Raw genomic sequence first — 23,444 nt, forward strand, 5'->3', positions numbered from 1 at the left:
TCGCAGGAGGCCGGGGTGGCGGGGAGGCGGGGCTAGAAGACGACCAGGGCGCGGCCCCCCTTGCCCGCCAGCATGTTCTCGAAGGCCGCCGGAATGCCCTCCAGGGAGATGCGCTCGGTCACCAGCGTGCTCAGGTCGAGGCGGCCCGCCCGGATGTGTTCGGCCAGGACCGGGAGGTCCTGAGCCGGGTCGGAGTTGCCGTAGACGCAGCCGGAGAGGGTGCGGCCCCAGTGGAAGATCTCCAGGGCGTTGAAGGTGACCTGCTGGTCCTTGCCGCCGATGCCGACGACCGTGGTGCGGCCGCCGCGGCGGGTGGAGTCCCAGGCCGTGCGGATGCTGACCGCGCGGCCCGCGCACTCGACGGCGACGTCGACGCCCTGCTTGCCGGTGAGGCCGCGGATCTCGCGGGCGGTGGTGTCCGAGGCGACCACGTAGTCGGTGGCGCCCGCCGTCCTGGCCAGTTCCTCCTTCCCGGCGGACACGTCCACCGCGACGATCTTCGACGCGCCCGCGATCCGGGCCGCCTGGAGGGCCGCGAGGCCCACTCCCCCGACGCCGAACACCGCGACCGTCTCACCGGCCCGGACCCGGGCCGAGTGGTGGACGGCGCCGTAGCCGGTGAGGACGGCGCAGCCGAGGAGGGCCGCGTCGGTGAGCGGGACGCCGTCCGGGACGGGCAGGACGCAGGACGCGGAAACGACCGTCTCCTCGGCGAACGCGGCGACGTTCAGGCCGGGGTGGAGGTCGGTGCCCTCGGTGGTGCGGGCGTAGACGTCGGCGGCGCCGCTGAGGGCGTTGGCGCACAGCCACACCTCACCGAGCGAGCAGGCGTGGCAGGAGCCGCAGGACGGGGCCCAGTTGAGGACGACTCCGTCGCCGGGCGCGACGTGGCCGACGCCCTCGCCGACGGCGACGACGGTGCCGGCGCCCTCGTGGCCGAGGACGGCGGGGACGGGCACGCGCATGGTGCCGTCGGACAGGGACAGGTCGGAGTGGCACACCCCGGCCGCGGCGAGCCGGACGCGGACCTGGCCGGGTCCCGGGTCGGGCAGGTCGATGCCGGTGATCTCCAGCGGGGAGCCGATGGCGGGCAGGACGGCGGCGCGGACAGCCATGACGGAAGGGACTCCCTGACTAGAACTGGAGGGACTTGGTCTGGAGGTACTCGGCCAGGCCGTGCACGCCGAGTTCGCGGCCCACGCCCGACTGCTTGTAGCCGCCGAAGGGCGCGAGGGGGTTGAAGCGGCCGCCGTTGATGTCGACCTGGCCGGTCTCCATCCGGCGCGCGAAGGCCACCGCCTCGGCCTCGTCCCCGGCCCAGACGGCGCCGGCCAGCCCGTACACGGTGCCGTTGGCGATACGCAGGGCGTCCTCCTCGTCCTCGTACTTCAGGATCGACAGGACCGGGCCGAAGATCTCCTCCTGCGCGATGGTCATGTTCTCGGTGACGTCGGCGAAGACGGTCGGGCTGACGAAGTAGCCCTCCTCGCGCGGGGCTTCGGGGCCGCCGGCGACCAGGCGGGCACCCTCCGCGACGCCCTTCTCGATGTAGCCGCGGACCCGTTCCTGCTGCTTGGCGTTGACGACGGGGCCGATCCGCTCGCCGTACTTGGCGGCGGCGGCCGCGGCGAGCTCGACGGCCTCGTCGTACCGGTCGCGGTGGACCAGCATCCGGGTCCAGGCGCTGCACGTCTGCCCGGAGTTGGACATGACGTTGGCGACCCCGACGTTGACCGCCTTGGCCAGGTCGGCGCTCGGGAGGATGACGTTGGCGGACTTGCCGCCCAGTTCGAGGGCGACCTTCTTGACCTGTCCGGCGGCGATCGAGGCGAGCTGCCGGCCGACGGCGGTGGAGCCGGTGAAGGAGACCAGGTCGACACCGGGGTGCTCGGCGAGGGCCTGGCCGGCGACCGGGCCGAGACCGGTGACCAGGTTGAAGACGCCCGCCGGGATGCCCGCCTCGTGCACGGCGTCCGCGAAGAGCCGGGCCACCAGCGGGGTGTCCTCGGCGGGCTTCACCACGATCGTGCAGCCCGCTGCGAGGGCCGGGGCGACCTTGGCGACGATCTGGTGCAGCGGGTAGTTCCAGGGCGTGATCGCACCCACGACACCCACCGGCTCGTGGTGCACGACCGAGTTGCCGGTCTTCTCCTCGAAGGCGTACGTCGCCGCCAGCTCGGCGTAGGAGCCCGCCACCGCGATGGGTACGCCCGCGTGGACGGCCTGCGAGAACTTCAGCGGGGAGCCGAGTTCGGCCGTGACGGTCTCGGCGATCTCGTCGGCGCGGGCCACGAGCACGTCCCGCAGGGCGGCCAGGCGGGCCGCGCGCTCGGCGGGCGGGGTGGCGGCCCAGTCCGCGAGGGCGGCGCGGGCGGCCCGTACGGCGGTGTCGACGTCCTGGGCGGTGCCCGCGGGGACGGTGGCGATGACCTTCCCGTCCACCGGGTTCACGACCTCGATCACGTCCTGGCCGGCGGCGGGGCGCCAGGCGCCGTCGATGTACATGCCGTCGTGTGCCTTCATCGTGCTTCCTCCGGTGCGGGGCGTCGTCGTCCGACACATAAACTAGCGGCGATAGTTTTCTGACGCCAGACGTCCCGGGGTGCCGGGACCCGGAGGCCGCGGGCCATCACAGCACGGCGCGGGTCCCGTCCGAAGGTGCGGTTCCTCACTCCCCCAGGTCGGGCAGCCGCGCCGGATGCGGGCAGATGCGGTCGCCGTGCCGGTCGAACACGAAGAGGTGGGCGAGGTCCACGAGGAGCGGCACCTGCATGCCGTGGCGCAGCGCCAGGTCCGGAGTGGTGCGGACGATCAGGTCCCCGGGCAGGCGGGCGTCGGCGGTCGCGGTCCCCTGCGCGTCCTCGGGGTGGTCGAGGGCGATCACGGGCCCGGCCCGTCCGGCCCGTACCGGTCCGGACCGCTCGCGCAGCCGCGTGAGGACCGAGCCGTCGCGGCGCCGCCGGGCAGGGCGGCCTGTGCGGGGGCGCGGGGCCTCCAGTTCGGGGACGACGGCCGGGCTGGAGCCGGTGTTGAAGTGGACGAGGATCTCGTGCCCCTGGAACTCCACGTGCTCGACCAGGCCGGTGATCGGCACTTCGCCGGGGCGGGCAGAGCTGTGGGCGGCGATCCGGACGGCCTCCGAGCGCAGGCCGACGATGACCTCGCGGCCCTGCTGGACGCGCAGCAGCTGGTGGTCGAGGGAGAGCGGCTCCGGCAGGCGCAGGAACTGCTTGCCCAGGCTGATGGTCATCGCCCCGTCCAGCGGAGCGCGCACCAGGCCGCGCAGCAGGTTGATGCGCGGGGTCCCGATGAACGCGGCGACGAAGACGTTGGTGGGCAGCGCGTAGACCACGCGGGGGCTGTCCACCTGCTGCAGCACACCGCCGCGCAGCACCGCGACCCGGTCACCGAGCGACATGGCCTCGGCCTGGTCGTGGGTGACGTAGATCGTGGTGACGCCCAGCTCCTGGGTGAGCCGGGAGATCTCGGCCCGCAGATGGGTGCGGAGCTTGGCGTCGAGATTGGACAGCGGCTCGTCCATCAGGAAGGCGGAGGGGTGGCGGGAGATGGCCCGGCCCATGGCGACCCGCTGGCGCTCACCGCCGGACAGCTGTCCGGGCAGGCGGTCGAGGAGGTCCTCGATACCGAGCATGCGGGCGGTGGCGTCCACCCGGGGGCGGTGGTCCACGCCCGGGGACTCGATGCGCAGCGGGAAGCCGATGTTGTCGCGGCTGGTCATGTTCGGGTACAGGGCGAAGTTCTGGAAGACCATCGCCATGTCCCGGCCGGAGGGCGGCAGGTCGTTGGCGTACTGGCCGTCGAGCAGCAGCCGGCCCTCGTCGATCTCCTCCAGTCCGGCGATCATCCTGAGCACCGTCGACTTGCCGCAGCCGGACGGGCCGAGCAGCACGACGAACTCGCCGGGCGTGATGTCCAGCGTCAGCCGCTCCACCACGCGGGGGCCCCGCGGGTAGGCCTTGCTCACGTCGTGCAGGGAGATGGCGCGTGTCATGAGGGGCCCCCGAGGGGTCATCAGGGCGATGGTGCTCCGCGGTCGGAAGCCCCGTCCGGGTCGTACGGGGCTGTGGGTCACGGAAGTTAACGGAATGTGCGCGGCCAGGGGAAGACGTCTGGCGGGATCGGGGGCTTCGGTCCATCTGGTGAGAAGGCGGACGGCCGGTCCGGCCGTTCGAGCGGACCGGGCTTCGGGCGGACCGGGCTTCGGGCGGACCGGGCTTCGGGCGGACCGGGCTTCGGGCGATGTCGCGAGGGGGCCGAGGGCCGGGCGAGGAGGCGGACGGCCGATCCGGCCGTCGGGCGGGGCCGGGCCGGGTCAGCGGATGCCGGTGAGATGGGCGAAGACGACGAGGTTCCCGGAGTAACCCTTCCTGCGGTCGTAGTTGCCGCCGCAGGTGATCAGCCGCAGCTCGGGTCGACCCCGGGCGCCGTACACCTCTTTGCTCGGGAAGTGAGCCTTCTCGTACGACTTGATCCCGTCGACTGTGTAGACGGCGATCCGCCCGTCCGCGCGCCGGGCCTTGATGATCCGGCCCCGCTTCAGCTCGGTCAGCCCCGCGAAGACGGCGGGCCCGCTGTCCGTGTCCAGGTGCCCGACGGCCACGGCGGTGCCCTGCTCACCGGGGGAGGCGCCGTGCCGGTACCAGCCGACGAGCCTGGGGTCGTCGTCCGGTGGTGCGGTGAGACGGCGGTCGCGGTCGAGGCCGAGGTCCATGACCGGGGCGTCGAGGTCGAGGTAGGGGATGAGCAGGCGAGTGGCCCGGGAACGGGGCAGGGGGCGAAGGCCGGCCGGCGGGCGGGGCTTGCGGACGGCGGGGGCGGCGGGCCTGGGAGCGGGGCGCGGGGTGGCGGCCGCGGGTCCGCCGGGGGGCGTGGCGGGCTTGGCTCCGCGGAGTCCTGGTGCGCCGGTTCCTGTGCCTGTGGCGCGGGCCCCGGGGGCGTCGGCCTTGGAGCTGGCGGGGCCCGGGGCGCCGGCTCCCGGGGCCCGGCCCCCGGGGGTGGCGGAGCCGGTAGTACGGGGGGACCCGGGAGGGCGGGCCGGTGTCGTGGCGGACGCCGGCGCCTCGGCCGGGCCGGTCCGGCGGCCGGGGGTCGGGTTGGCGGGGCCGGCCGGGAAGGCAGCGGTGCCGGGGGCTTTGGGCACGGCGGCGTTGCCCGTGCCGGATGTGCCCGGCCGAGCGGGCGTGCCGGAGCCGGCGGGGTGGGCGGCCGTGGTGAAGTCCGGCGGCAGTGCCGTGGCCGCCGTCGCGCCGGGCTCTTCGCCCCGGTCCCAGCAGACCCCGGCCACCACCAGCAGCGAGAGGGTCATCGCGATCGTCCGTGTCAGCCGGAAGGCACGTGTGCGGTACCAGGGCCTGCGCGCGCGCCGGGGCCATCCCCCGGGCACGCCGGCGGGCGCCGCGTACCGTCTCGCCGGGACGGCGTAGGTGCCCGAGCCGGAACCGCGCCGGACCACCGGAGCCGCGGCCCGCCCGCCCCCGCGCCCGAACTCGCGGACGTCGTCATGGCCGGTACCGCGCCGTCCCGACGGCACGCGAGCGGGGCCTCCTGCCCCGCCCCTGCGCCGAACGGCCGGAGCGCCGGCAGGCCCGGAGCGGGTGCGGGCTCCGAGGCCGGCTCCGGAGCCCCGTCGGCCCCCCGGATCCGCTCCCGACCCGCTACCGCCCCCACGCCGCCTCGACGGCACGCCGACAGACCCGGAACCAGCTCCACGCCGCCCCGACGGCACGCCGACAGAACCGGAACCAGCCCCACGCCACCCCGACGGCACCTCGACGGAACCGGCACCGGCACCACGCCGAACCGCCGGGCCGACGCCTGACCCAACACCGCCGGGCCGACGCCTCACCGCCTCACCGCCTCCCCGCCGCCTTGACGCCCCGGCATCGGACCCGGCACCGCCTCCCCGCCGCCTCGACGCCCCGGCATCGGACCCGAGCGGGCCCCCGCCCCGGCCCAGCGGGGCGGAGCCATCCGTGGAACCCGGCCTACGCGGCGCCATGGGGGCGGCGACGGAGGCGGAACCAGACCGTCCCGGCGACGGCGGCCAGGCCGACCGCGGCCGCGCCGGTGACCGGCGTGAAGGCCTCACCGCGGGCGATGCCGCCCCCGCCCGCGGGCGGGCCGCCGAGCGGCGTCGCCGGCTTGGAGGTGGGGCAGTCGACCTTGAACACCTTGAACTTGCCGGCGCCGTGGGCCAGGTTGGTGAGCCACGTCAGTTTGTACTGCCCGTTGGGCAGATCGACGGCCTCGGTACGGCCCATGCCGGTCGGGTCGGCGACGAAGCTGCCCGTGCGCGTGGCGCCGCCCGGGACCTCGGGCTGGGTCTGGATGGTCCAGTTGACCTGCTCACCCGCGTCGAAGTTGAACGCGGCGAGGTAGAAGTCGCAGACCTTCGGGTCGTTGCGCTGATTGACCGCGGCCGTCGTGCTGGCGTGGATCTTGACGTCTCCGTTGTCCCCCGGGAGGGGAGCGGCGACGGCGGACACCCCGCTCAGGGTGGTCCCTGCGATGGTGAGGGCGGCGAGGACGGCGGTGCGGGCGCCGGCGCGACGCGCGAGGGGTACGACGGGCATGAACATGCCTCCAAGTCAGATGATTTACATACAAACACCTCGTCACCTGACTTTCTGGCACCTCACCGCCGAAAAGACCGCAGCACCGCCCAACGAGGCATCAGATATCGCTCTTCCGGCGCAGCGGCACCCCGCGCCCGAGACCCCTTCGCCCCCCGCGGCCGTCACCATCCGGCTCACCCGACTGACCCGGATCACCACGCTGCTCCGGTTCACCCGGCTCATCACGCTGATCCGGCTGATCCGGCTGATCCGGCTCCCGAGGCGACCGCACGGCGACCCCGGAGGACAGCAGCAACAGCACCCCCAGCATCACGAAGGGCGCCGCCACACCCGCGACGCCGGCGATCAGCCCGGCCGCGGCGGGCGCGGCGACCTGGCCGAGCCGGTTGCCGGTCAGGCGCAGGGCCAGGGCCGTGGAGCGGGCGTCATCGGGGGCGGCCTGGACGACCGTCGTCATGGACAACGGCTGACCGACCCCGAGGCAGAAGCCGAGCGTGACCAGCAGCACTCCGAGCGCCCACACCGGCACCGGCAGGGCGACGCCCGCGCACAGCAGCGCCGCCAGCAGGCAGGTGAGCGTCAGTAGCCGGGGCCGACCGAGGAGCCGCAGCAGGGGCGTCAGCACCAGGCGGCAGGCGATCGTCGCACCGGCGCGCAGGCTGAGCAGGACGCCGATCACGGACGGCGCGATGCCCCGGTGCTCGCCGACCACCGGAAGGTAGGCGGTCAGGATGTCGGTCGCGGACAGCACGGCCAGGCTGATGAGAATGCCCGCGGGCACCCCACGGGTGCGCAGGATGCCGCGGACCGGAACCCGTGCCCCCTTGTCCGTGCCGGACGGCGACCCCGTACGGCGATGCTCGATGCGCCACAGCGAGGTGAACGCCACGGCCGCGGTGGCGCCCGCCACGATCAGGGCGAGCGCGCTGCTGCCCGCCATGTCCTCACCGCCGATCAGCGCGCCCGCGGCGAGGGGGCCGACCAGCTGGCCGAGGGCGGCGCCGATGGTGAAGTGGCCGAAGTTGCGGTCCTGTTCGTGCGGCGCGGACTGGCGCGCGACCAGGGACTGGGAGCCGATGACGAAACAGAGGTGCCCGAGGCCCATCACCCCGCTCCACACGGCCATCGTCCACAGGGAGCCGGCCACGCCGCTCAGGGCGCAGCCGCCGGCTATCAGCACCACGCCGACCGGCAGCAGGGGCGCGCAGCGGCCGTGGTCGGTGCGGCGGCCCAGGGGCACGGCGGCGAACAGGGGCAGCAGCGCGTACACACCGGCGATGACACCGACGGCGCGCTCGTCGGCGCCCAACGCCAGGGCCCGGTAGGAGACGGCGGGCCGGGCCATCGACACCGCCCCCTGCGCGAAGCCGAAGGCGATGACGAGGCGGAGCAGCCAGCCGCGGTTCCCACCGGGCCTCACGATGACGTCCTCCATGAAGTGGCTCAGATGATCCCGAACAGCATGCCCGCACCGAGGATGACCAGGCAGGTGAGGGCGGCCCACTTCACGACGAACTTGGTGTGGTCGCCGAACTCGACCTTGGCCATGCCGACCAGGACGTAGACGGCCGGGACGAGCGGGCTGGACATGTGCAGCGGCTGGCCGACCAGCGAGGCGCGGGCCATCTCCAGCGGGGTGACGCCGTGCGCGGCACCGGCCTCGGCGAGGACGGGCAGGACACCGAAGTAGAAGCCGTCGTTCGACATGAAGTAGGTGAGCGGCAGGCTCAGGACGCCGGTGACGAGGGCCATGTGCGGGCCCATGCTGCCGGGGATGACGTCCACCATCCACTTGGCCATGTGGTCGACCATGCCGGTGCCCTGGAGGACGCCGGTGAAGACGGCGGCGGCGAAGACCATGCCGGAGACGTTCAGGACGTTGTCGGCGTGGGCGGCCAGGCGGGCCTTCTGGTCGGGGATGTGCGGGAAGTTCACGGAGAGGACGAGCGCGGCGCCGATGAGGAACAGCACCGGGATCGGCAGCCACTCCATGATCATGGCGGTGAGCAGGCCGACCGTGAGCAGCGCGTTGAACCAGTACAGCTTGGGGCGCAGGGTGGGCCGGTTCGGGTCGAGGCCCTGGAAGGTGTCGTCGTCACCGGAGGCGTTGGGGTCGGCGGAGGCGGCGGAGCCCGAGCCGCCCGCGGGGGCGTCCGTGCCGGAGCCCGCGGCGGCCGCGGCGCCCTTGCGCATCGAGACCTTGCCGTCGCCGGAAGCACCGGAGCCGACGAGGACCGTCTCGGTCTCCTTCTCCTCCTCCAGCACCTCGTCCAGCGTCAGCACGCCGAGCCGCCGGCGCTCGCGCACACCGAGCACGTAGGACAGGACGAAGACGAAGAGCAGGCCCACCAGGAGCGCCGGGATCATCGGGACGAAGATGTCGCTGGCGTCGAGCTTCAGCGCGGTCGCGGCGCGGGCGGTCGGGCCGCCCCAGGGGAGCGTGTTCATCACGCCGTTGGCCATGGCGGCGACACCGGTCATCACGACCAGGCTCATCTTCAGGCGCTTGTACAGCGGGTACATCGCCGAGACGGTGATCATGAAGGTGGTCGAGCCGTCGCCGTCCAGCGACACGATGGCGGCGAGCACGGCGGTGCCGACGACGATCCGCATCGGGTCGGCTTTACAGAATTTGAGGATTCCGCGGACGATCGGGTCGAAGAGACCGACGTCGATCATCACGCCGAAGTAGACGATCGCGAACATGAGCATCGCCGCGGTGGGGGCGAGGTCGGTCACGCCGTCGAGGACGTAGTCACCGAGCTTGGCGCCCTTGCCGACGAACACGCAGAAAAGCGCGGGAATCAGCACGAGCGCCGCGATCGGCGACATCTTCTTCATCATGATCAGGACCAGGAAGGTCGCGATCATGGCGAAGCCGAGGATGGTCAGCATGAGTGGATACCTAACGTTCGCCCTTGAACATCCCACCAGGGCCGGCGGTGTCCGAGACGTTAGGTGCGTTCAAGCAGCGTTAACAAGACGTTGACGTGCGAGCAATAAGCGCAAAACTGCTGGTCACAGCTTTGCTCAGGTCAGAGCGGTGAGCTTTTCGGTCACTGCGGGGGATTCCGGCGCGGCTCCGGGGGCGACCTCGACGGGTACGCCGTTGAGGACCGCGTTGCCCGACAGCGGGTCGAGCAGACGGCCGTCGAGGAGCTGGTTGACGTTGACGCCGGGGTCGGCGGAGGCGTGGCTGAGGCGGGTGCCGGGACGGTCGTGGCCCCAGCCGTGCGGCATGCTCACCACACCCCGGCGGACCTCGTCGGTGACCTCGGCCGTCACCGTCACCTCTCCCCCGGCGCCCTTCACCCGTACCGGCTCGGCGTTCTGCACGCCCAGCCGCTCGGCGTCCTCGGGGTGGATCTGCAGGGTGCAGCGGTTCGAACCGCCGGTGAGGGCGGGCACGTTGTGCATCCAGCTGTTGTTGGAGCGCAGATGACGGCGGCCGACCAGGACGAGTCCCTCGGGACGTTCGGCGAGGGCCGCGCGCAGGCGGGGCAGATCGTCCGCGATCGGGCCGGGCAGCAGTTCCACCCGGCCGCTGCGGGTCTTCAGGGGCTGCGGCAGGCGGGGTTGCAGCGGGCCGAGGTCGATGCCGTGCGGGTGCGCGAGCAGCTTCTCCAGGTTGAGTCCGTCCGGTCGTACGCCGAAGCCGTCGCCGTAGGGACCGAGGCGCAGCATCAGGTCGAGCCGTCGCTCGGGGCCGGTGTCGCCGGTGAGCCGGCCGGCGAGCTCGCGCGGGTCGCCGCCGTGGACCGGCGAGTGCGGCTCCTTCACCGCCTTGCCGAGGGTCTGGTCGATGACCATGTGGTCGACGGCCGCGGGGTCGGCTCCGTCCATGCCGGTGACGGCGAGGATCAGTCGGGCCAGGATCTCCGTCTCCGCCATGCGGCCGGGTTCCAGGGGGATCGCGGGACGGGTGTAGCGGACCTGGTTGCGCACGGCGAGGGTGTTGAAGGCGAAGTCGTGGTGGGGGCTCTGGGAGGGCGGGGGCGGGGGCAGGACCACGTCGGCGTGGCGGGAGGTCTCGTTGAGGTAGGGGTCGACGCTGACCATGAAGTCGAGCGAGTCGAGGGCCTTGTCCAGCCGGTCGCCGTCGGGTGCGGACAGCACGGGGTTGGCGGCGACCGCGATCAGCGCGCGGACCGGTTCGCCCTCTTCGGTGGCGGTGTCGATCTCCTCCGCGAGGGCCGACAGGGGCAGCTCGCCCTTGGCTTCGGGGTGTCCGCTCACCCGGGAGTACCAGCGCCCGAGGGCGAAGCCGCGGCCTGGTCCGGCGGGTCGGGGGGTCTTGTCGGTGGCGGCCTGCGGGAAGAGCGCGCCGCCGGGCCGGTCGAGGTTGCCGGTGAGGATGTTCAGGACGTCGACGAGCCAGCTGGCGAGGGTGCCGTGCGGGACGGTGCAGCTGCCGATGCGGCCGTAGACGGCGGCGGTGGGGGCGGCGGCCAGGTCGCGGGCGAGGGTGCGGATGACGTCGGCCTCGACGTCACAGGCCTCGGCGACGGCCTCGGGGCTGAACTCCGACAGTTCCGCGGCGAGTTCCTCGACGCCCTGCACGTGCGGCGTCGGCTCGACGAGGCCCTCGTCGAAGAGCACCCGTGCCATCGCCGCCAGCAGCAGCGCGTCGGTGCCGGGCCGGACGGCGACGTGCCGGTCGGCGAGCTTCGCGGTGCGGGTGCGCCGGGGGTCGATCACGACCAGGGTGCCGCCCCGGGCCTTGAGCGCCTTGAGTTTGCCCGGGAAGTCGGCGGCGGTGCACAGGCTGCCGTTGGACTCCAGCGGGTTGGCGCCGATCAGGAGCAGATGGTCGGTGTGGTCGAGGTCGGGAATCGGGATGGCGTTCGCGTCGCCGAAGAGGAGGCCGCTGGAGACGTGCTTGGGCATCTGGTCGACCGTGGAGGCGGTGAAGACGCTGCGGGTGCCGAGCCCGGCGAGCAGGACGGCCGGGTACAGGGCGCCGGCCATGGTGTGCACGTTGGGGTTGCCGAGCACCACCCCGACGGAGTTCGGGCCGTGCCGCTCCACGACGGGCCGGACACCGGCGGCGACGGCGTCGAAGGCCTCTTCCCAGGTGGCCTCGCACAGCTCCCCGTCGCGGCGCACGAGCGGCGTGCGCAGCCGGTCGGGGTCGGAGTCGACCGCGCCGAAGGAGGCGCCCTTGGGGCAGATGAACCCCCGGCTGAACACGTCGTCGCGGTCCCCGCGGGCATGGGTGACGCGCGTGCCCTCGATGGTGAGTGTCAGGCCGCAGGTGGCCTCGCACAGGGGGCAGATACGCAGGGCGGTGCGGGACAAGGGTCCTCCCGGGGCGGCGGCTACGGTGACGCGCTGACGCGCCCGAGCATACCGACCGGTATGAACGGCGGGGAGGCCCTGAAGAGGTCGGTTTCTGCCGAGGCCCGGTCGCTCGGCTTCAGTTGAAGGCCCGGTCGCTCGGTTTCAGCCGAAGACCCGGACGCTCGGCTTCAGCCGAAGACCCGGGCGCTCGGCTTCAGTCGAGGACCCGGGCGAGATAGGCCCGCAGCATCTCCCGCGCCTCGTGGATGATCCGCTGGTCCCCCTCCGGTGCGACCCGGAACGCCAGGTGCACGAGGGTGTCCGCGGTCTCGACCGCTATGAGGAAGACCCTCCGCAGATCGTCGTCGGGTTCGCGGTCGAGATAGCCGGAGAGGAGGTCGGTGAGGCGGTCGGCGACGCGGTGGTTGGGTTCGGCCTGGCGGGCGCCGACCGGGATCTGGTTGCCGAAGTCGACGAGGGAGAAGCCGGGCGCGGTGCGCTTCATGTCCAGGTACTCGTCGAGCACGGCGTCCATGGCCGTGCGCCAGTCGCCGTCCTCGCCGGCGTCCCGCAGGCGCCGCGTGACCCGCTCGGAGTACCGCTCCAGGTTGCGCTGGGCCAGGGCGTCGGCCATCTGGCGCTTGTTGCCGAAGAAGCGGTAGACCGAGCCGATCGGGACCGAGGCCCGCTGGGCGACGGCACGGGTGCTCAGGGCGTCGTAGCCCACCTCGTCGAGGAGGTCGGCGCAGGCGTCGAGGATCCTGGTCAGGCGTTCGGCACTGCGCCGCTGCACGGGCGCACGTCGGAGCGATGTCGCGTGGGGCACGGGCTTCATCATGCCCCTCGGCCGCGGTCGGGTGAACCTGGACCCCCGGACGCGACCGGGCCGCGGTCCGGTGCACCCCGACCCTCGGACGCGCCTGGGCCACCGTGCGGTGCACCCGGGCCCTCGAACGCACCCCGGCCCGCGTCCGGTGCACCCCGGCCGGTTTCCGGTGCACCCCGGCCGCCGGTGTCCGCGCCCCGGGTCCGGGCCTGGCGCCGGGAGGCGGCGTCCGGCGTCACCCCCGGGCCCGGCTCCGACGCGGTGATGTCGGCCGTGCTCTCCACGGGCTTGCCGTCCACCGCCCACACGGTGCCGTCGTCGGCGTGGAGACGAGCCGTGACGTGGTGCGTGCCGCGCGGCACGAGACGGGGGTCCAGCCGGTAGGTGGAGGTGCGGAGCCGGGTCACGGGGCGACCGTCGACGAAGAGGTGCGCGAGGCCGCGCCCCGCCACCGCTCGGGCTGCCGCACCGGCCGGCGAGAAGCGGAAGTTCCGTACCGTCAGGCGTACGTCCCAGCCGCCGGCGGCGTCGGGCTGCACCTCGACCCCGACGTCGGGGGCGCCCTCGGGCGCCACTTCGCGCAGGGGCTCCCCGTCCCGGTCCCGGTCCTCGAGGATCTTGCCGACCGGTGCGGGCGACGCACCGCCCTCCCGGGCCTCACCGGTGGCGCAACCCGCGGATCCGGCCATGAGGAGGACACAGCCCGCGAGCGCGGCGCAAAGTCTCCGTGTCCACGACATGTTCGGGAGCGTAGAACACACGTCCGCCCCCGCGGATCATTCTCAAGTCGGGTTCCGGTCATCCGTGAAGAGGAGGGCGCGCGCCCCTCTTGCGTCGGTGACATCGCAATCCTACGGTGTTGCATAGGAATCAGACCAAGGGAGCAGCGATCATGGGCGATGGGGGCACCACCCGCGCGAGCGCGTTCGAGCACGGCGGAGCGCGGAAGACCGCCGAAGGGCTGGCCTACCTCTCCGGCTTCGGCAACGAGCACAGCTCGGAGGCCGTCCCGGGCGCACTGCCCGGGGGCCGCAACTCGCCCCAGCGGGCCCCGCTCGGACTGTACGCCGAGCAGCTGAGCGGTACGGCGTTCACCGAGCCGCGGGCCCACAACCGCCGCTCGTGGCTGTACCGGATCCGCCCGTCGGCCGCGCACCCGGCGTTCACCCGGACCCACAACGGCACGCTCCGCACCGCCCCCTTCACCCAGACCGTGCCCGACCCCAACCGGCTGCGCTGGGACCCGCTGCCCGACCCGGCCCCCGAGACCGACTTCCTTGCGGGCCTGTGGACCCTGGGCGGCAACGGCGACGCCGGCCGGCGCACCGGCGTCGCCGTGCACCTGTACGCGGCCAACACCTCCATGGACCGGGTGTTCAGCGACGCCGACGGTGAACTGCTGATCGTCCCGGAGCGCGGCGGCCTGCTGCTGCACACCGAGTTCGGTCTGCTGCACGCGGAGCCGGGCCATGTGGCGCTCGTCCCGCGCGGGGTCCGCTTCCGTGTGGAGCTCCTGGACACGGCGTCCGACGGCGGGCAGAGCCCCGTCTCCCGCGGCTATGTGTGCGAGAACTACGGCGCCCCGTTCCGTCTCCCCGACCTCGGCCCGATCGGCGCCAACGGGCTGGCCAACCCCCGGGACTTCCGCGCGCCCGTCGCCGCCTACGAGGACGTCGAGGGCCCGGTGGAGGTGGTGAACAAGTTCTGCGGCAACCTGTGGACCGCCACCTACGACCACTCCCCCCTCGACGTGGTCGCCTGGCACGGAAACCATGTGCCCTACGTCTACGACCTGCGGCGCTTCAATGTGCTCGGCACCATCTCCTACGACCACCCGGACCCGTCGATCTTCACGGTGCTGACGTCCCCGTCGGACACGCCGGGCCTGGCCGGTGTCGACTTCGTCGTGTTCGCGCCGCGCTGGCTGGTGGGCGAGGACACGTTCCGGCCGCCGTACTTCCACCGGAACGTGATGAGTGAGTACATGGGCCTGATCGAGGGCGCGTACGACGCGAAGACCGCCGGAAAGGGGGGCTTCGTGCCGGGCGGCGGGTCGCTGCACAACATGATGTCGGCGCACGGCCCGGACCGGGAGACCTTCGACCGGGCGAGCGCCGCCGAGTTGAAGCCACAGAAGATCGACGACGGCCTGGCGTTCATGTTCGAGACGCGCTGGCCGCTCACCCTCACCCCGCACGCGGCCCGCGCGGAACACCTCCAGCAGCGCTACGACGACGTCTGGCAGGGCCTGGAGCGGCACTTCCGCCCCTAGGCGGCGCCTGACGGATCTCCGTCAGAAGCCGCCCTTGCACTGATCATTTCCTACCGGTACGGATGGCCCGTGACCTCCTTCGCCCCGGACTCGATCGTCCTGAACCGCAAGCTGCCGCTCTGGTACCAGGTGTCGCAGTCGCTGCGCGCCTCGATCCTCGGCCGCTCGCCCCAGGAGCCGCTGCGGCTGCCCACCGAGGAGCAGCTGGCCGGGCACTACGGCGTGAGCGTGCTGACGATGCGGCAGGCGCTGAAGGAGCTGGAGGACGAGGGGCTGATCACCCGCCACCGCCGGCGGGGGACGTTCATCGAGCCGCACGCGCGCCGGGGTTCTCCGGTGCGCCTGCTCGGCTCGGTGGACGCGATCGTGGCCCAGCAGTCCGGCATGACGACCGAACTGCTGGACCACGGCAGCGTGCCCGTGCCGGGCGAACTCACCGAGTTCTTCCCCGATGTGCGTCAGGTGTCGGCGTACCACCGGCTGCGCAGCGACGAGAAGACCGGCGAGCCGACGAATCACGCCCGTAACTACGTCCGTCCCGAACTGGCCGCCCGGATCGGCCTGGACGACCTGGTCCGGTGGCCCATGACCAAGGTGCTGCGGGACGTGGTGGGGGCGGACATCAGCCGCATCACGGACACGGTGGAGGCACGGCTGGCCGACCCGGAGACCGCGAAGCTGCTCCATGTCCCCCTGCTGAGCCCGATCCTGCACTACACGGGGGTGACCTACGACGCCGCCGGGCGGCCCCTGGACGTGGCCGTCATCCACTACCGCGGGGACCGGTTCTCCTTCACGGTGACCCTGGACGCCACGTGACCGCTGCGCGGGAAGCACCGTGCCGGTCGGTGCGTCGGCGGGGGCCGGTCGCGGCGTTCCCCGCGCCCCTGCGGGGCACCCGATACGTCGTACGATGCCCTGCGTGACGCACGACGACGCTCCGCTGCTGGCGGACCTCATGCCGTGGTCCGTCGCACCGCCGCGGCTCGGCCGCGGCTGGCCGGCGGCGCCGGACGCGGCGTCCCTGAAGGCCCGCTGGGACGCCTTGGTGAAGGCCGAGGGGCCGGACCGCGAGTCCCTCTTCGAGCCGACCCGCTCACGCACCCTGCACACGGCCGTCGGCCAGTTGCCCGGCCGGACCGGCAGCGGCACGGAGAGGCTGCTGCGGGCCTCGGGGCCCTGCCCGGAGCCGGTGCGGGTCCTGCTCGCGCCCTACGACGAGCAGTGGCTCATCCCCGACCAGCGGCTGATCGACGCGGCCCGCCCGGAGCTGTGGCGGGTGGCGGACGAACCGCAGGTCTTCGTGGTGGAGACGCCCGAGGCCGACCCGCCCCTGCTCGTCACCGCGCTGCTCCCGCTGCTGCGCCCCGGCCGGATCCGCCCGCTGTTCCGGCGCCCGGGCGGTCGCGAGCCGAATCTGACCCCGGGCCTGCTGGACCACCTCGGCACCCGCCTGGGCAGCACGCCGGCGCCGCTGGACGTACTCGCCTGGATCACGGCCACGGCACGCCCCGACCTCACCGTCCCGCTCACCGGGGACGCGGGGGCGTGGGAGCAGGGCCTCGAACTGGGGCACCGGCTGCTGTGGCTGATGCGCCGCGACGGCGAACGCCCGAAGCTCCCCGGTGGCCGCCGGCCCTACGTCCGCGCCCCGCTGCCCTCCCGGCCGGTGGCCCTGCGCTACGACCGGGACGAGGAGGCCCTGTTCCTGGACGAGGGCCGTATCTCCCCGGTGCCGCCGGAGGCCTGGGACTTCGAGGTGGGCGGGGTGCGCGTCCTGCAGGAGTGGTTCGCGACGCGTGTCGCCACCCCCGAGCCGGGCACGCTGGCGGCGATCCGCCCCGCCACCTGGCCGCAGACCTGGACGTCGGAGCTGCTGGAGCTGATCACCGTCCTCGCGCTCCTGGCCGAGCTGCGCCCCCTGGAGGAACCGGAGGTCCCCGACCCGGTCACGGCGACGGAGCTGCACGAGGCGGGCGTCCTGCCGGTGCCGAGCCGGGCCCGCCGCCCGGCGTCGGTACTGGAGGGACCCGAGGAGGGCCCCGAAGGACAACTGGCGCTGCTTTAGCACGCGCCGGGGGACGCCGTTCCAACACTCCCCGGGCGGACGCTGCTCCAGCACGCCCGGGGGGACGCTGCTCCAGCCCCCCACCGGCGCCCGCTAGCGCCGCTCCGGGTCGAAGGCGTCCAGGACGCGTTCGAGCGCCCGCCGGAACACCGCCTCCAGATCGACCGGCCCGCTCTGCTCCGTGAAGGCCGCGGTCAGCCGCGGATACGCGCCGGTGGCGATCTGGCTGCCCAGGTAGGCCATGCGGACGGCGTTCTCCTCCTCGGCCGTCCACGGCATGGAGCGGGTGCGTTCGGCGGTCGCGATGTCGTTCCCCGTGTACGTCGTCACGACGCCGTTGAGCAGCGCGACCAGCTCCGTCTTCGTACCGGCCGGCACGTCGAGCGGTTCGAGGCAGGCCAGGCAGTGCTCCAGGTAGCGCAGGGTGTTGGGGCTGAAACCGAACGCCCCCGCCATCAGGCGCGGCACCCAGGTGTGGCGGTGCATGATGGCGCGCGTCTCCTCGGCGTTGCGCAGCATGTCGGCGCGCCAGTCGCCCGTGGGCTCGAACATCTCGTGCTCGGCGCCGACGGCGTCGATCATCAGCTCGTACAGGTCCTCCTTGCGGGGGACGTAGTTGTACAGCGACATCGTGCCGCAACCCAGCTCAGCGGCGACATGCCGCATGGTGACCGCGTCCAGCCCCTGCGCGTCGGCGATCCGCACGGCCGCCGCCGCGATGTCGGCGCGGGTGAACGCCGGTTTTGGCCCACGGCCGGTGCGCTCGGGGCGCGCCCAGATCACTTCGGGTACGGCCGCTCGGCCCGCCATCGATCATCACCTCGGCCACCATCCTAGTTACGTACAGCGTACGTAGTGCGCTATGGTCATGCCATGACTTCTACGTACGCTGTACTTAGTGAGGGTCTGGAGAAGCGCTTCGGGGAGGTGCGTGCCCTGCGCGGGCTGGACCTCGCGGTCCCCGAGGGGACGGTCTGCGGGATCCTCGGGCCGAACGGGGCGGGGAAGACGACGGCGGTACGGCTGTTGACCACCCTGCTGCGGCCGGACGCCGGCTCCGCCCGGGTCGCGGGGCACGACCTCGTCCGCGAGGCCGCCGCCGTACGCGAGAGGATCGGCGTCACCGGGCAGGACACCTCGATCGACGGGGACCTCACCGGACGCCAGAACCTTCAGCTGTTCGGCCGGCTGCACCGGGTGCGCGGACCCGCCCGTCGGACAGCGGAGCTCCTCGACCGCTTCGGCCTGACCGAGGCCGCCGACCGTCCCGCGTCCACCTGGTCCGGCGGCATGCGCCGCCGCCTGGACCTGGCGGCGAGCCTGGTCCGCCGCCCCGACGTGCTGTTCCTCGACGAGCCGACGACCGGACTCGACCCGGTCAGCCGCACCCTCATCTGGGACGCCGTGCGCACCCTGACCGCCGAGGGCACGACCGTGCTGCTCACCACGCAGTACCTGGAGGAGGCCGACCAACTGGCCGACGACATCGCCCTGGTGGACCGGGGCCGGGTCACGCACACCGGGTCTCCGGCGCAGCTCAAGTCGCTGGTCGGGGCGCACGCGGAGGTCGTCGTGCCGGACGCGGACACCCTGACGAAGGCGGCGGCCGTGCTCGACCGGCTGACGGGTGCACAGCCGTCGTTCGACCACGAGCGCAACGCCGTCGGCGCGGTCAGCAAGGACCCGACGCTCACGATCCCGCTGCTGGTGCGCGCCCTCGACACGGCGGGCGTACCGCTGCTCGACGTGAGCCTGCGCCCGCCGACCCTCGACGACGTGTTCCTGCGCCTGACGGAGACCGCGCCGCCAGGGACGACCGACACGACCGACACGACCAAGTCGGCCACGACGACCGACGAGAGGGAGCGTGCCGCATGAGCATGCTGGCGTACGACGGGACCGCGATGCTGGGCCGCCAGCTGCTGCGGCTGCGGAACAACCCGGGGCTGCTGATCCTCACCCAGACCATGCCGATCAGCATGCTGCTCTTCTTCGGCTACGTCTTCGGCAGCGCACTGGCGGTGCCGGGCGAGGAGTACCGGTCGTTCCTCGTGCCGGGCCTGCTGGTGGCGACCGCCTCGGGCGGGATCATGGCCGGCATGTTCCAGGCGGCCCAGGACACACACCGGGGGGTGACGAACCGCTTCCGCACGCTGCCGATGAGCCGGGCGGCCGTACCGCTGGGACAGGCCGCCGCGGATCTGGTGGCCACCGCCCTCGGAACGGTGCCGTTCCTGCTGGTGGGCCTCGCGGTCGGCTGGCGTGTCGAGGGGAGCCCGCTCGAGGCGGTGGGGGCGCTCGCGCTGCTGATGCTGTTCCGCTTCGCCTGCACCTGGGTGGGGATCTACCTCGGCCTGCTCACCCGCAACGAGGAGGCGGCCGGTCAGCTGGGCGGGGCGACGTTCCTGCTGCCGCTGCTGTCCAGCGCGTACATCCCGACCAGCGGACTGCCGGGCTGGCTGCGGACGGTCGCGGAGTGGAATCCGATCAGCGCCCTGGCAACGGCCCTGCGGGACCTCTTCGGCAACGCGCCGGTGCCCGACGGGGCGGCCTGGCCGGTGGCCCATCCCGTCGCGGGGTCGGTCCTGTGGTGCGTCGTGCTGCTCGGGCTGTTCGTGCCGTCGGCCGTGCGCCAGTACGCGCACGGGGAGCGGTGAACGGGCGGCAGTGGCCGCGGGCGTCGCCCCCGGTCACTGCCGGGCGGGGATGAGGCACCGACGGGGGGCGTGCCGCGCTCGGGGACCACACCTGGCGCCGCTGCGTGCCGCGGGGATGACGGACGACGGGTGTCGCAGCGCCGACGCCGGAGGCGGTGTGGCCGCGCGAGCGCGGGACCCTACCTGCTGCCGAACAGGGAGCGGCGCAGTCGGCGCAGCGGCGCGAACAGCGAGACGCGACGCACGCGCGCGCCCCTGCCACTGCGGTCATGCGACTGACGCGCGGTCAGTTCCTGCATCAGCGAGGTCGCCTCGACCGTCTCCCGCTGGGGGACGGCGGGGCCGCCCAGCACCGAGAGGTGGCGGTCGAGGCGCGAACTGGTCGCGCTGCTCCCGCAGGTGATCGCAGGGACCCTGGCCCTGCTGCGCACTGTTATCTGTTCCATGTCACTCCCCACCCGTACGAGTCCACCCGGCCCGGGCAGGTTAACCCTATCGCCCTGTCCGGGCACGCGTGTATCGCGGTCACAGGATTCACCTTCCCCATAAGGGGGTTGACGATGTATCTCCGATTACTCTCCGAATCCAACAGATTTCAGGGCGAGTTGGACGATCGGCTGCGTAGTGGGCTGCGGCGATCCCCCGGCGGGCTCGACGGTCACGGCCAGTGACGTCGCGGAGGTACCCAAACCCGTTGCGACCAGGGGCGTGTCGCCGTCGAAAAGGCCGAGGGAGCGTGGTTGCGCCCCCGGGCGCATGAGCCACAACTGGTGCACGCGGCCGCCCGACGGGGCGCCGTATCCGCCGAGGGTGACCACCGCACTCCCCTCCGTGGCGGAAGCGATCACTCCGAGGGTGCGGCCCCGCACGTCCCGGCCTCTGCCCGCACGGGCGTCCGGAGCCGCCAGAACGTGGGCGATCTCACGTGAGCGATCTTGCTCGGCGGTCAGCCGGTCCTCGGCCCGGTTCGCCTGCACGGCGAACAGCGAGGCGACCACGAGGGCCGCGGCGGCGGTGGCGGTGGCGAAGGGCACGAACAGCGGGATCCGGCGCCGCCGTTGCCGCTGGCGCGGCGGCGGCTGGGCGCCCCAGACGTGCGGGGGCAGCTGCGCCGCCCGCGTCCGGGCCGGCTCCCGCGCCGCCCCCTGCGGTGCCGGGTCCTGCGGGGTGGTCCGCACGGCGAGCATGACCCGGTCACGCAGCGCGGCGGGGGGCGGGGCGGTCGTGGACCAGGCGAGCCGCACGGCGTCCTCGGTCAGGCCGCGCACCTCGGCGGCGCAGCGGTCGCAGTCCCGGAGGTGCCTCTCGAAGCGGACCCGCTCCGGGGGCTCCAGGGCGTCGAGCGCGTAGGGCGCGGCGAGCGAGTGCAGGTCCTCGCGGCGGAAGAGGCTCATGCCACACCTCCGAGGCACTCGCGCATACGGGTCAGTCCGTCCCGCATGCGGGTCTTGACGGTGCCCAGCGGCAGGGAGAGCTGCTCGGCCACCTCACGGTACGTGTAGCCCTCGTAGTAGGCGAGCGTGACCGACTGGCGCTGCAGGACGGTGAGCCGGTCCAGGCAGCGGCGCACCCATTCCCGTTCGAGTCCGGCCTCGACCTCCTCGGTGACCTGGTCGAAGGCGGGCTGGTTCGCGCGCAGCGCCTCGCGCTGCTCGCGTTCACCGGCCGCGCGGGCGCTGCGGACCCGGTCGACGGCGCGGCGGTGGGCGAGGGTGAGGATCCACGACATCGCGCTGCCCCGGCCGGGGTCGAACCTCGCCGCGGACCGCCACAGTTCGAGCAGCACTTCCTGAGCCACCTCCTCCGACTGGGCGGGGTCGCGCACCACACGCCGTACGAGACCGAACACCGGGCCGGACACCAGTCCGTACAAGTCCTCGAAGGCCTTCTGGTCCCCACCTGCCACGAGCAGCAGCAGCTCGTCCGCCTCCACTCGGTCCCCCTCTCCGAGCCCGCACCGGGCCTGTCCTCTCGCACGAGGCACTCGCAACGCACACACCTCCGGACGGGGTTACGGATCAGCGCGCCGAAAACGCGGGTCGCACGGCGATGAAACAACTTTCCCGATCCGCCGTAAGAACGTTTGAGATTCGACCAATCCGCTTCGCCGACCGCTCCGAATGGCGTGTGTCAGGCAAGTTGGCACGGAGGACGGACGGCATGACACCTATCTCCAGGACCGGTGCGGGACGCGCGAGCATCGCGACCGTGATCTGCGGCGCGCTGGCCGCCGGCGGGCTCGCAGCCGCCGGTGTGACCGCGCTGGCACCCGAGGAGGCCTCCGCCTCCAGCCACCGGGAGGCCCCGCTGATCTCGGGGACCCCGCAGTACGACAACACCGACGTGTACGCGTTCGTCAGCCCGGACAAGCCGGACACGACGACCATCATCGCGAACTGGATCCCCTTCGAGGAACCGGCCGGCGGGCCCAACTTCTTCACCTTCGCCGAGGACGCCCAGTACGACCTGCGCATCGACAACAACGGTGACGCGCAGGAGGACCTGCTCTTCCGCTACACGTTCAAGACGCACACGAAGAACGACAAGACGTTCCTCTACAACACCGGTCCGGTCGAGAGCCTCGACGACCCCGACCTCAACATCACGCAGACCTACGACCTCGAACTGATCAAGCTGAAGCACCTGAAGGCCGTGTCGAAGACCAAGGTCGCCGACGACGTGCCGGTGGCGCCGTCCAACGTCGGCAAGGCGTCGATGCCGGACTACAACACGCTGCGCCAGCAGGCCGTCCACAAACTCGCCGGTGGTGCCCAGACGTTCGCCGGGCAGGCCGACGACCCGTTCTTCCTGGACCTGCGCGTCTTCGACCTGCTGTACGGCGGGAACCTCTCCGAGGTCGGCAACGACACCCTCAAGGGCTACAACGTCAACTCGATCGCCCTGCAGGTCCCCAACAGCTTCATCACCGAGTCGCACGAGCAGCCGACCGTCGGTATCTGGTCGACGACGCAGCGCAAGAACGCCAAGGGCTACTTCTCTCAGGTCTCGCGCCTCGGCAACCCGCTGGTCAACGAGGTCGTCAACCCGATCAAGGACAAGGACACGTTCAACGCGTCCACGCCGCGGGACGACGCCCGGTTCCTGAAGAACGTCACCAACCCTGAGCTGCCGAAGCTCATCGAGGCGATCTACAAGATCCCGGCGCCCGCCGAGCCGCGCAACGACCTGGTCGACGTGTTCCTCAAGGGCGTCAAGGACCTCAACCAGCCGCCGCACGTCACGCCGTCGGAGCAGCTGCGGCTCAACACGTCCGTCAAGCCGGCCGCCAAGCCCAAGCGGCTCGGGGTGCTGGACGGTGACAACGCGGGCTTCCCGAACGGCCGTCGCCTCACCGACGACGTGATCGACGCGTCGCTGCAGGTCGTCGAGGGCGAGCTGCTCGGTGCGAAGAACGACCTCGGTGACGCGGTCGACAAGAACGACAAGAAGTTCGAGAAGTACTTCCCCTACGTGGCTCTGCCGACGGAGGGTTCGCGCGGCCCGCTCGCCAAGGGCGTGGACGGCGGCAACGACGTCCGCAGCCAGCTGGGCGACGCGCTCCAGCCGGCCGGTGCGCAGGGCTCGGACGACATGGGTCTGATGGCCGCCTCCGCGGGGGCCGGGGCGGGCGGCATCGTCCTGATCGGCGCGGCGCTGATGTGGTGGCGCCGCATGCGGAACCGGGCGTACTGACCCGCTCCGCTCCCCTGGACCGGCGCGGCCCGTTCCCCGTCCCCCACGGCGC

General features: G+C 72.7%; 20 protein-coding genes. 6 read left to right on the plus strand and 14 right to left on the minus strand.

The annotated features are described in order from the left end of the window. Nucleotides 1-32 precede the first annotated feature (32 nt). The 10 genes from AB0B29_RS18905 to AB0B29_RS18950 all read right to left on the minus strand — a co-directional run bounded on the left by AB0B29_RS18905 (nt 33) and on the right by AB0B29_RS18950 (nt 13,442). Nucleotides 33-1,115: a Zn-dependent alcohol dehydrogenase gene (locus AB0B29_RS18905; RefSeq protein WP_362240779.1), complete on the minus strand. Its 1,083-nt coding sequence runs from the start codon at nt 1,113-1,115 to the stop codon at nt 33-35. 19 nt (nt 1,116-1,134) lie between these two features. Next, nucleotides 1,135-2,523, minus strand: coding sequence for an aldehyde dehydrogenase family protein (locus tag AB0B29_RS18910; protein ID WP_362240782.1), 1,389 nt, complete (start codon nt 2,521-2,523; stop codon nt 1,135-1,137). Nucleotides 2,524-2,668: 145 nt separating this feature from the next. Then, the gene (locus AB0B29_RS18915; RefSeq protein ID WP_362240785.1) at nt 2,669-4,012 is read right to left on the minus strand and encodes an ABC transporter ATP-binding protein; all 1,344 of its coding nucleotides are present in this window, start codon (nt 4,010-4,012) and stop codon (nt 2,669-2,671) included. A 321-nt stretch (nt 4,013-4,333) separates the two neighbouring features. Then, entirely contained in the window at nt 4,334-5,551 is a 1,218-nt protein-coding gene (locus AB0B29_RS18920; protein WP_362240787.1) for a class F sortase, read from the minus strand. A 454-nt stretch (nt 5,552-6,005) separates the two neighbouring features. Continuing rightward, a complete protein-coding gene (locus tag AB0B29_RS18925; protein WP_362240790.1) occupies nt 6,006-6,593 on the minus strand; it encodes a hypothetical protein in 588 nt (195 codons plus the stop codon). A gap of 100 nt (nt 6,594-6,693) precedes the next feature. Further along, on the minus strand, nt 6,694-8,016 hold the full coding sequence (locus tag AB0B29_RS18930) for an MFS transporter (protein ID WP_362240793.1): 1,323 nt from the start codon (nt 8,014-8,016) through the stop codon (nt 6,694-6,696). 23 nt (nt 8,017-8,039) lie between these two features. Then, the gene (locus AB0B29_RS18935; protein WP_436845859.1) at nt 8,040-9,491 is read right to left on the minus strand and encodes a CitMHS family transporter; all 1,452 of its coding nucleotides are present in this window, start codon (nt 9,489-9,491) and stop codon (nt 8,040-8,042) included. Between the two features lie 135 nt (nt 9,492-9,626). Then, entirely contained in the window at nt 9,627-11,894 is a 2,268-nt protein-coding gene (locus AB0B29_RS18940) for a molybdopterin oxidoreductase family protein (protein WP_362240799.1), read from the minus strand. A 196-nt stretch (nt 11,895-12,090) separates the two neighbouring features. Next, complete coding sequence (locus AB0B29_RS18945; RefSeq protein WP_362241031.1) at nt 12,091-12,711, minus strand: TetR/AcrR family transcriptional regulator; 621 nt, start codon at nt 12,709-12,711, stop codon at nt 12,091-12,093. Then, entirely contained in the window at nt 12,711-13,442 is a 732-nt protein-coding gene (locus AB0B29_RS18950) for a hypothetical protein (RefSeq protein ID WP_362240801.1), read from the minus strand. Before AB0B29_RS18950 ends, AB0B29_RS18945 begins: the two co-directional genes overlap by 1 nt. Nucleotides 13,443-13,594: 152 nt before the next feature. Here AB0B29_RS18950 and hmgA point away from each other — a divergent pair, with 152 nt between their 5' ends. The 3 genes from hmgA (at nt 13,595) to AB0B29_RS18965 (ending at nt 17,042) form a co-directional block, all read left to right on the plus strand. Next, complete coding sequence (gene hmgA / locus AB0B29_RS18955) at nt 13,595-14,974, plus strand: homogentisate 1,2-dioxygenase (RefSeq protein WP_362240804.1); 1,380 nt, start codon at nt 13,595-13,597, stop codon at nt 14,972-14,974. 69 nt (nt 14,975-15,043) lie between these two features. Then, nucleotides 15,044-15,793, plus strand: coding sequence for a GntR family transcriptional regulator (locus AB0B29_RS18960; protein ID WP_362240807.1), 750 nt, complete (start codon nt 15,044-15,046; stop codon nt 15,791-15,793). Nucleotides 15,794-15,887: 94 nt separating this feature from the next. Beyond that, nucleotides 15,888-17,042, plus strand: coding sequence for a type ISP restriction/modification enzyme (locus AB0B29_RS18965; RefSeq protein WP_362240810.1), 1,155 nt, complete (start codon nt 15,888-15,890; stop codon nt 17,040-17,042). 93 nt (nt 17,043-17,135) lie between these two features. Here the strand turns inward: AB0B29_RS18965 and AB0B29_RS18970 are convergent, their stop codons facing one another. Next, nucleotides 17,136-17,852, minus strand: a complete 717-nt coding sequence (locus AB0B29_RS18970; RefSeq protein ID WP_362240813.1) for a TetR/AcrR family transcriptional regulator — start codon at nt 17,850-17,852, stop codon at nt 17,136-17,138. A 63-nt stretch (nt 17,853-17,915) separates the two neighbouring features. Between AB0B29_RS18970 and AB0B29_RS18975 the strand changes: the two genes are divergently transcribed. Further along, entirely contained in the window at nt 17,916-18,920 is a 1,005-nt protein-coding gene (locus AB0B29_RS18975; protein ID WP_362240815.1) for an ATP-binding cassette domain-containing protein, read from the plus strand. Then, the gene (locus tag AB0B29_RS18980; RefSeq protein WP_362240818.1) at nt 18,917-19,699 is read left to right on the plus strand and encodes an ABC transporter permease; all 783 of its coding nucleotides are present in this window, start codon (nt 18,917-18,919) and stop codon (nt 19,697-19,699) included. Before AB0B29_RS18975 ends, AB0B29_RS18980 begins: the two co-directional genes overlap by 4 nt. A 179-nt stretch (nt 19,700-19,878) precedes the next feature. On the opposite strand, the gene AB0B29_RS18985 is transcribed toward AB0B29_RS18980, so the two are convergent. The 3 genes from AB0B29_RS18985 to AB0B29_RS18995 form a co-directional block, all read right to left on the minus strand. Then, complete coding sequence (locus AB0B29_RS18985) at nt 19,879-20,145, minus strand: hypothetical protein (RefSeq protein ID WP_362048603.1); 267 nt, start codon at nt 20,143-20,145, stop codon at nt 19,879-19,881. 126 nt (nt 20,146-20,271) lie between these two features. Continuing rightward, nucleotides 20,272-21,093 carry an anti-sigma factor gene (locus AB0B29_RS18990; RefSeq protein WP_362240820.1) on the minus strand — a complete coding sequence of 274 codons (822 nt, stop codon included), beginning with the start codon at nt 21,091-21,093 and terminating at the stop codon, nt 20,272-20,274. After that, nucleotides 21,090-21,632: a sigma-70 family RNA polymerase sigma factor gene (locus tag AB0B29_RS18995; RefSeq protein ID WP_104778577.1), complete on the minus strand. Its 543-nt coding sequence runs from the start codon at nt 21,630-21,632 to the stop codon at nt 21,090-21,092. Before AB0B29_RS18995 ends, AB0B29_RS18990 begins: the two co-directional genes overlap by 4 nt. Before the next feature lie 227 nt (nt 21,633-21,859). Here AB0B29_RS18995 and AB0B29_RS19000 point away from each other — a divergent pair, with 227 nt between their 5' ends. After that, nucleotides 21,860-23,392, plus strand: a complete 1,533-nt coding sequence (locus AB0B29_RS19000) for a DUF4331 domain-containing protein (RefSeq protein WP_362240823.1) — start codon at nt 21,860-21,862, stop codon at nt 23,390-23,392. The last annotated feature ends 52 nt before the right edge of the window (nt 23,393-23,444 follow it).

The organism is Streptomyces tibetensis (assembly GCF_040647715.1).
GTDB lineage: Bacteria > Actinomycetota > Actinomycetes > Streptomycetales > Streptomycetaceae > Streptomyces > Streptomyces tibetensis_A.

Excerpts from the sequence above, each read along its gene's own strand:
- AB0B29_RS18905 (WP_362240779.1), bottom strand. The coding sequence starts at position 1,115 with ATGGCTGTCCGCGCCGCCGTCCTGCCCGCCATCGGCTCCCCGCTGGAG.
- AB0B29_RS18910 (WP_362240782.1), bottom strand. The coding sequence starts at position 2,523 with ATGAAGGCACACGACGGCATGTACATCGACGGCGCCTGGCGCCCCGCC.
- AB0B29_RS18915 (WP_362240785.1), bottom strand. The coding sequence starts at position 4,012 with ATGACACGCGCCATCTCCCTGCACGACGTGAGCAAGGCCTACCCGCGG.
- AB0B29_RS18925 (WP_362240790.1), bottom strand. The coding sequence starts at position 6,593 with ATGCCCGTCGTACCCCTCGCGCGTCGCGCCGGCGCCCGCACCGCCGTC.
- AB0B29_RS18935 (WP_436845859.1), bottom strand. The coding sequence starts at position 9,491 with ATGCTGACCATCCTCGGCTTCGCCATGATCGCGACCTTCCTGGTCCTG.
- AB0B29_RS18945 (WP_362241031.1), bottom strand. The coding sequence starts at position 12,711 with ATGAAGCCCGTGCCCCACGCGACATCGCTCCGACGTGCGCCCGTGCAG.
- AB0B29_RS18950 (WP_362240801.1), bottom strand. The coding sequence starts at position 13,442 with ATGTCGTGGACACGGAGACTTTGCGCCGCGCTCGCGGGCTGTGTCCTC.
- hmgA (WP_362240804.1), top strand. The coding sequence starts at position 13,595 with ATGGGCGATGGGGGCACCACCCGCGCGAGCGCGTTCGAGCACGGCGGA.
- AB0B29_RS18965 (WP_362240810.1), top strand. The coding sequence starts at position 15,888 with ATGCCCTGCGTGACGCACGACGACGCTCCGCTGCTGGCGGACCTCATG.
- AB0B29_RS18970 (WP_362240813.1), bottom strand. The coding sequence starts at position 17,852 with ATGGCGGGCCGAGCGGCCGTACCCGAAGTGATCTGGGCGCGCCCCGAG.
- AB0B29_RS18975 (WP_362240815.1), top strand. The coding sequence starts at position 17,916 with ATGACTTCTACGTACGCTGTACTTAGTGAGGGTCTGGAGAAGCGCTTC.
- AB0B29_RS18980 (WP_362240818.1), top strand. The coding sequence starts at position 18,917 with ATGAGCATGCTGGCGTACGACGGGACCGCGATGCTGGGCCGCCAGCTG.
- AB0B29_RS18985 (WP_362048603.1), bottom strand. The coding sequence starts at position 20,145 with ATGGAACAGATAACAGTGCGCAGCAGGGCCAGGGTCCCTGCGATCACC.
- AB0B29_RS18990 (WP_362240820.1), bottom strand. The coding sequence starts at position 21,093 with ATGAGCCTCTTCCGCCGCGAGGACCTGCACTCGCTCGCCGCGCCCTAC.
- AB0B29_RS19000 (WP_362240823.1), top strand. The coding sequence starts at position 21,860 with ATGACACCTATCTCCAGGACCGGTGCGGGACGCGCGAGCATCGCGACC.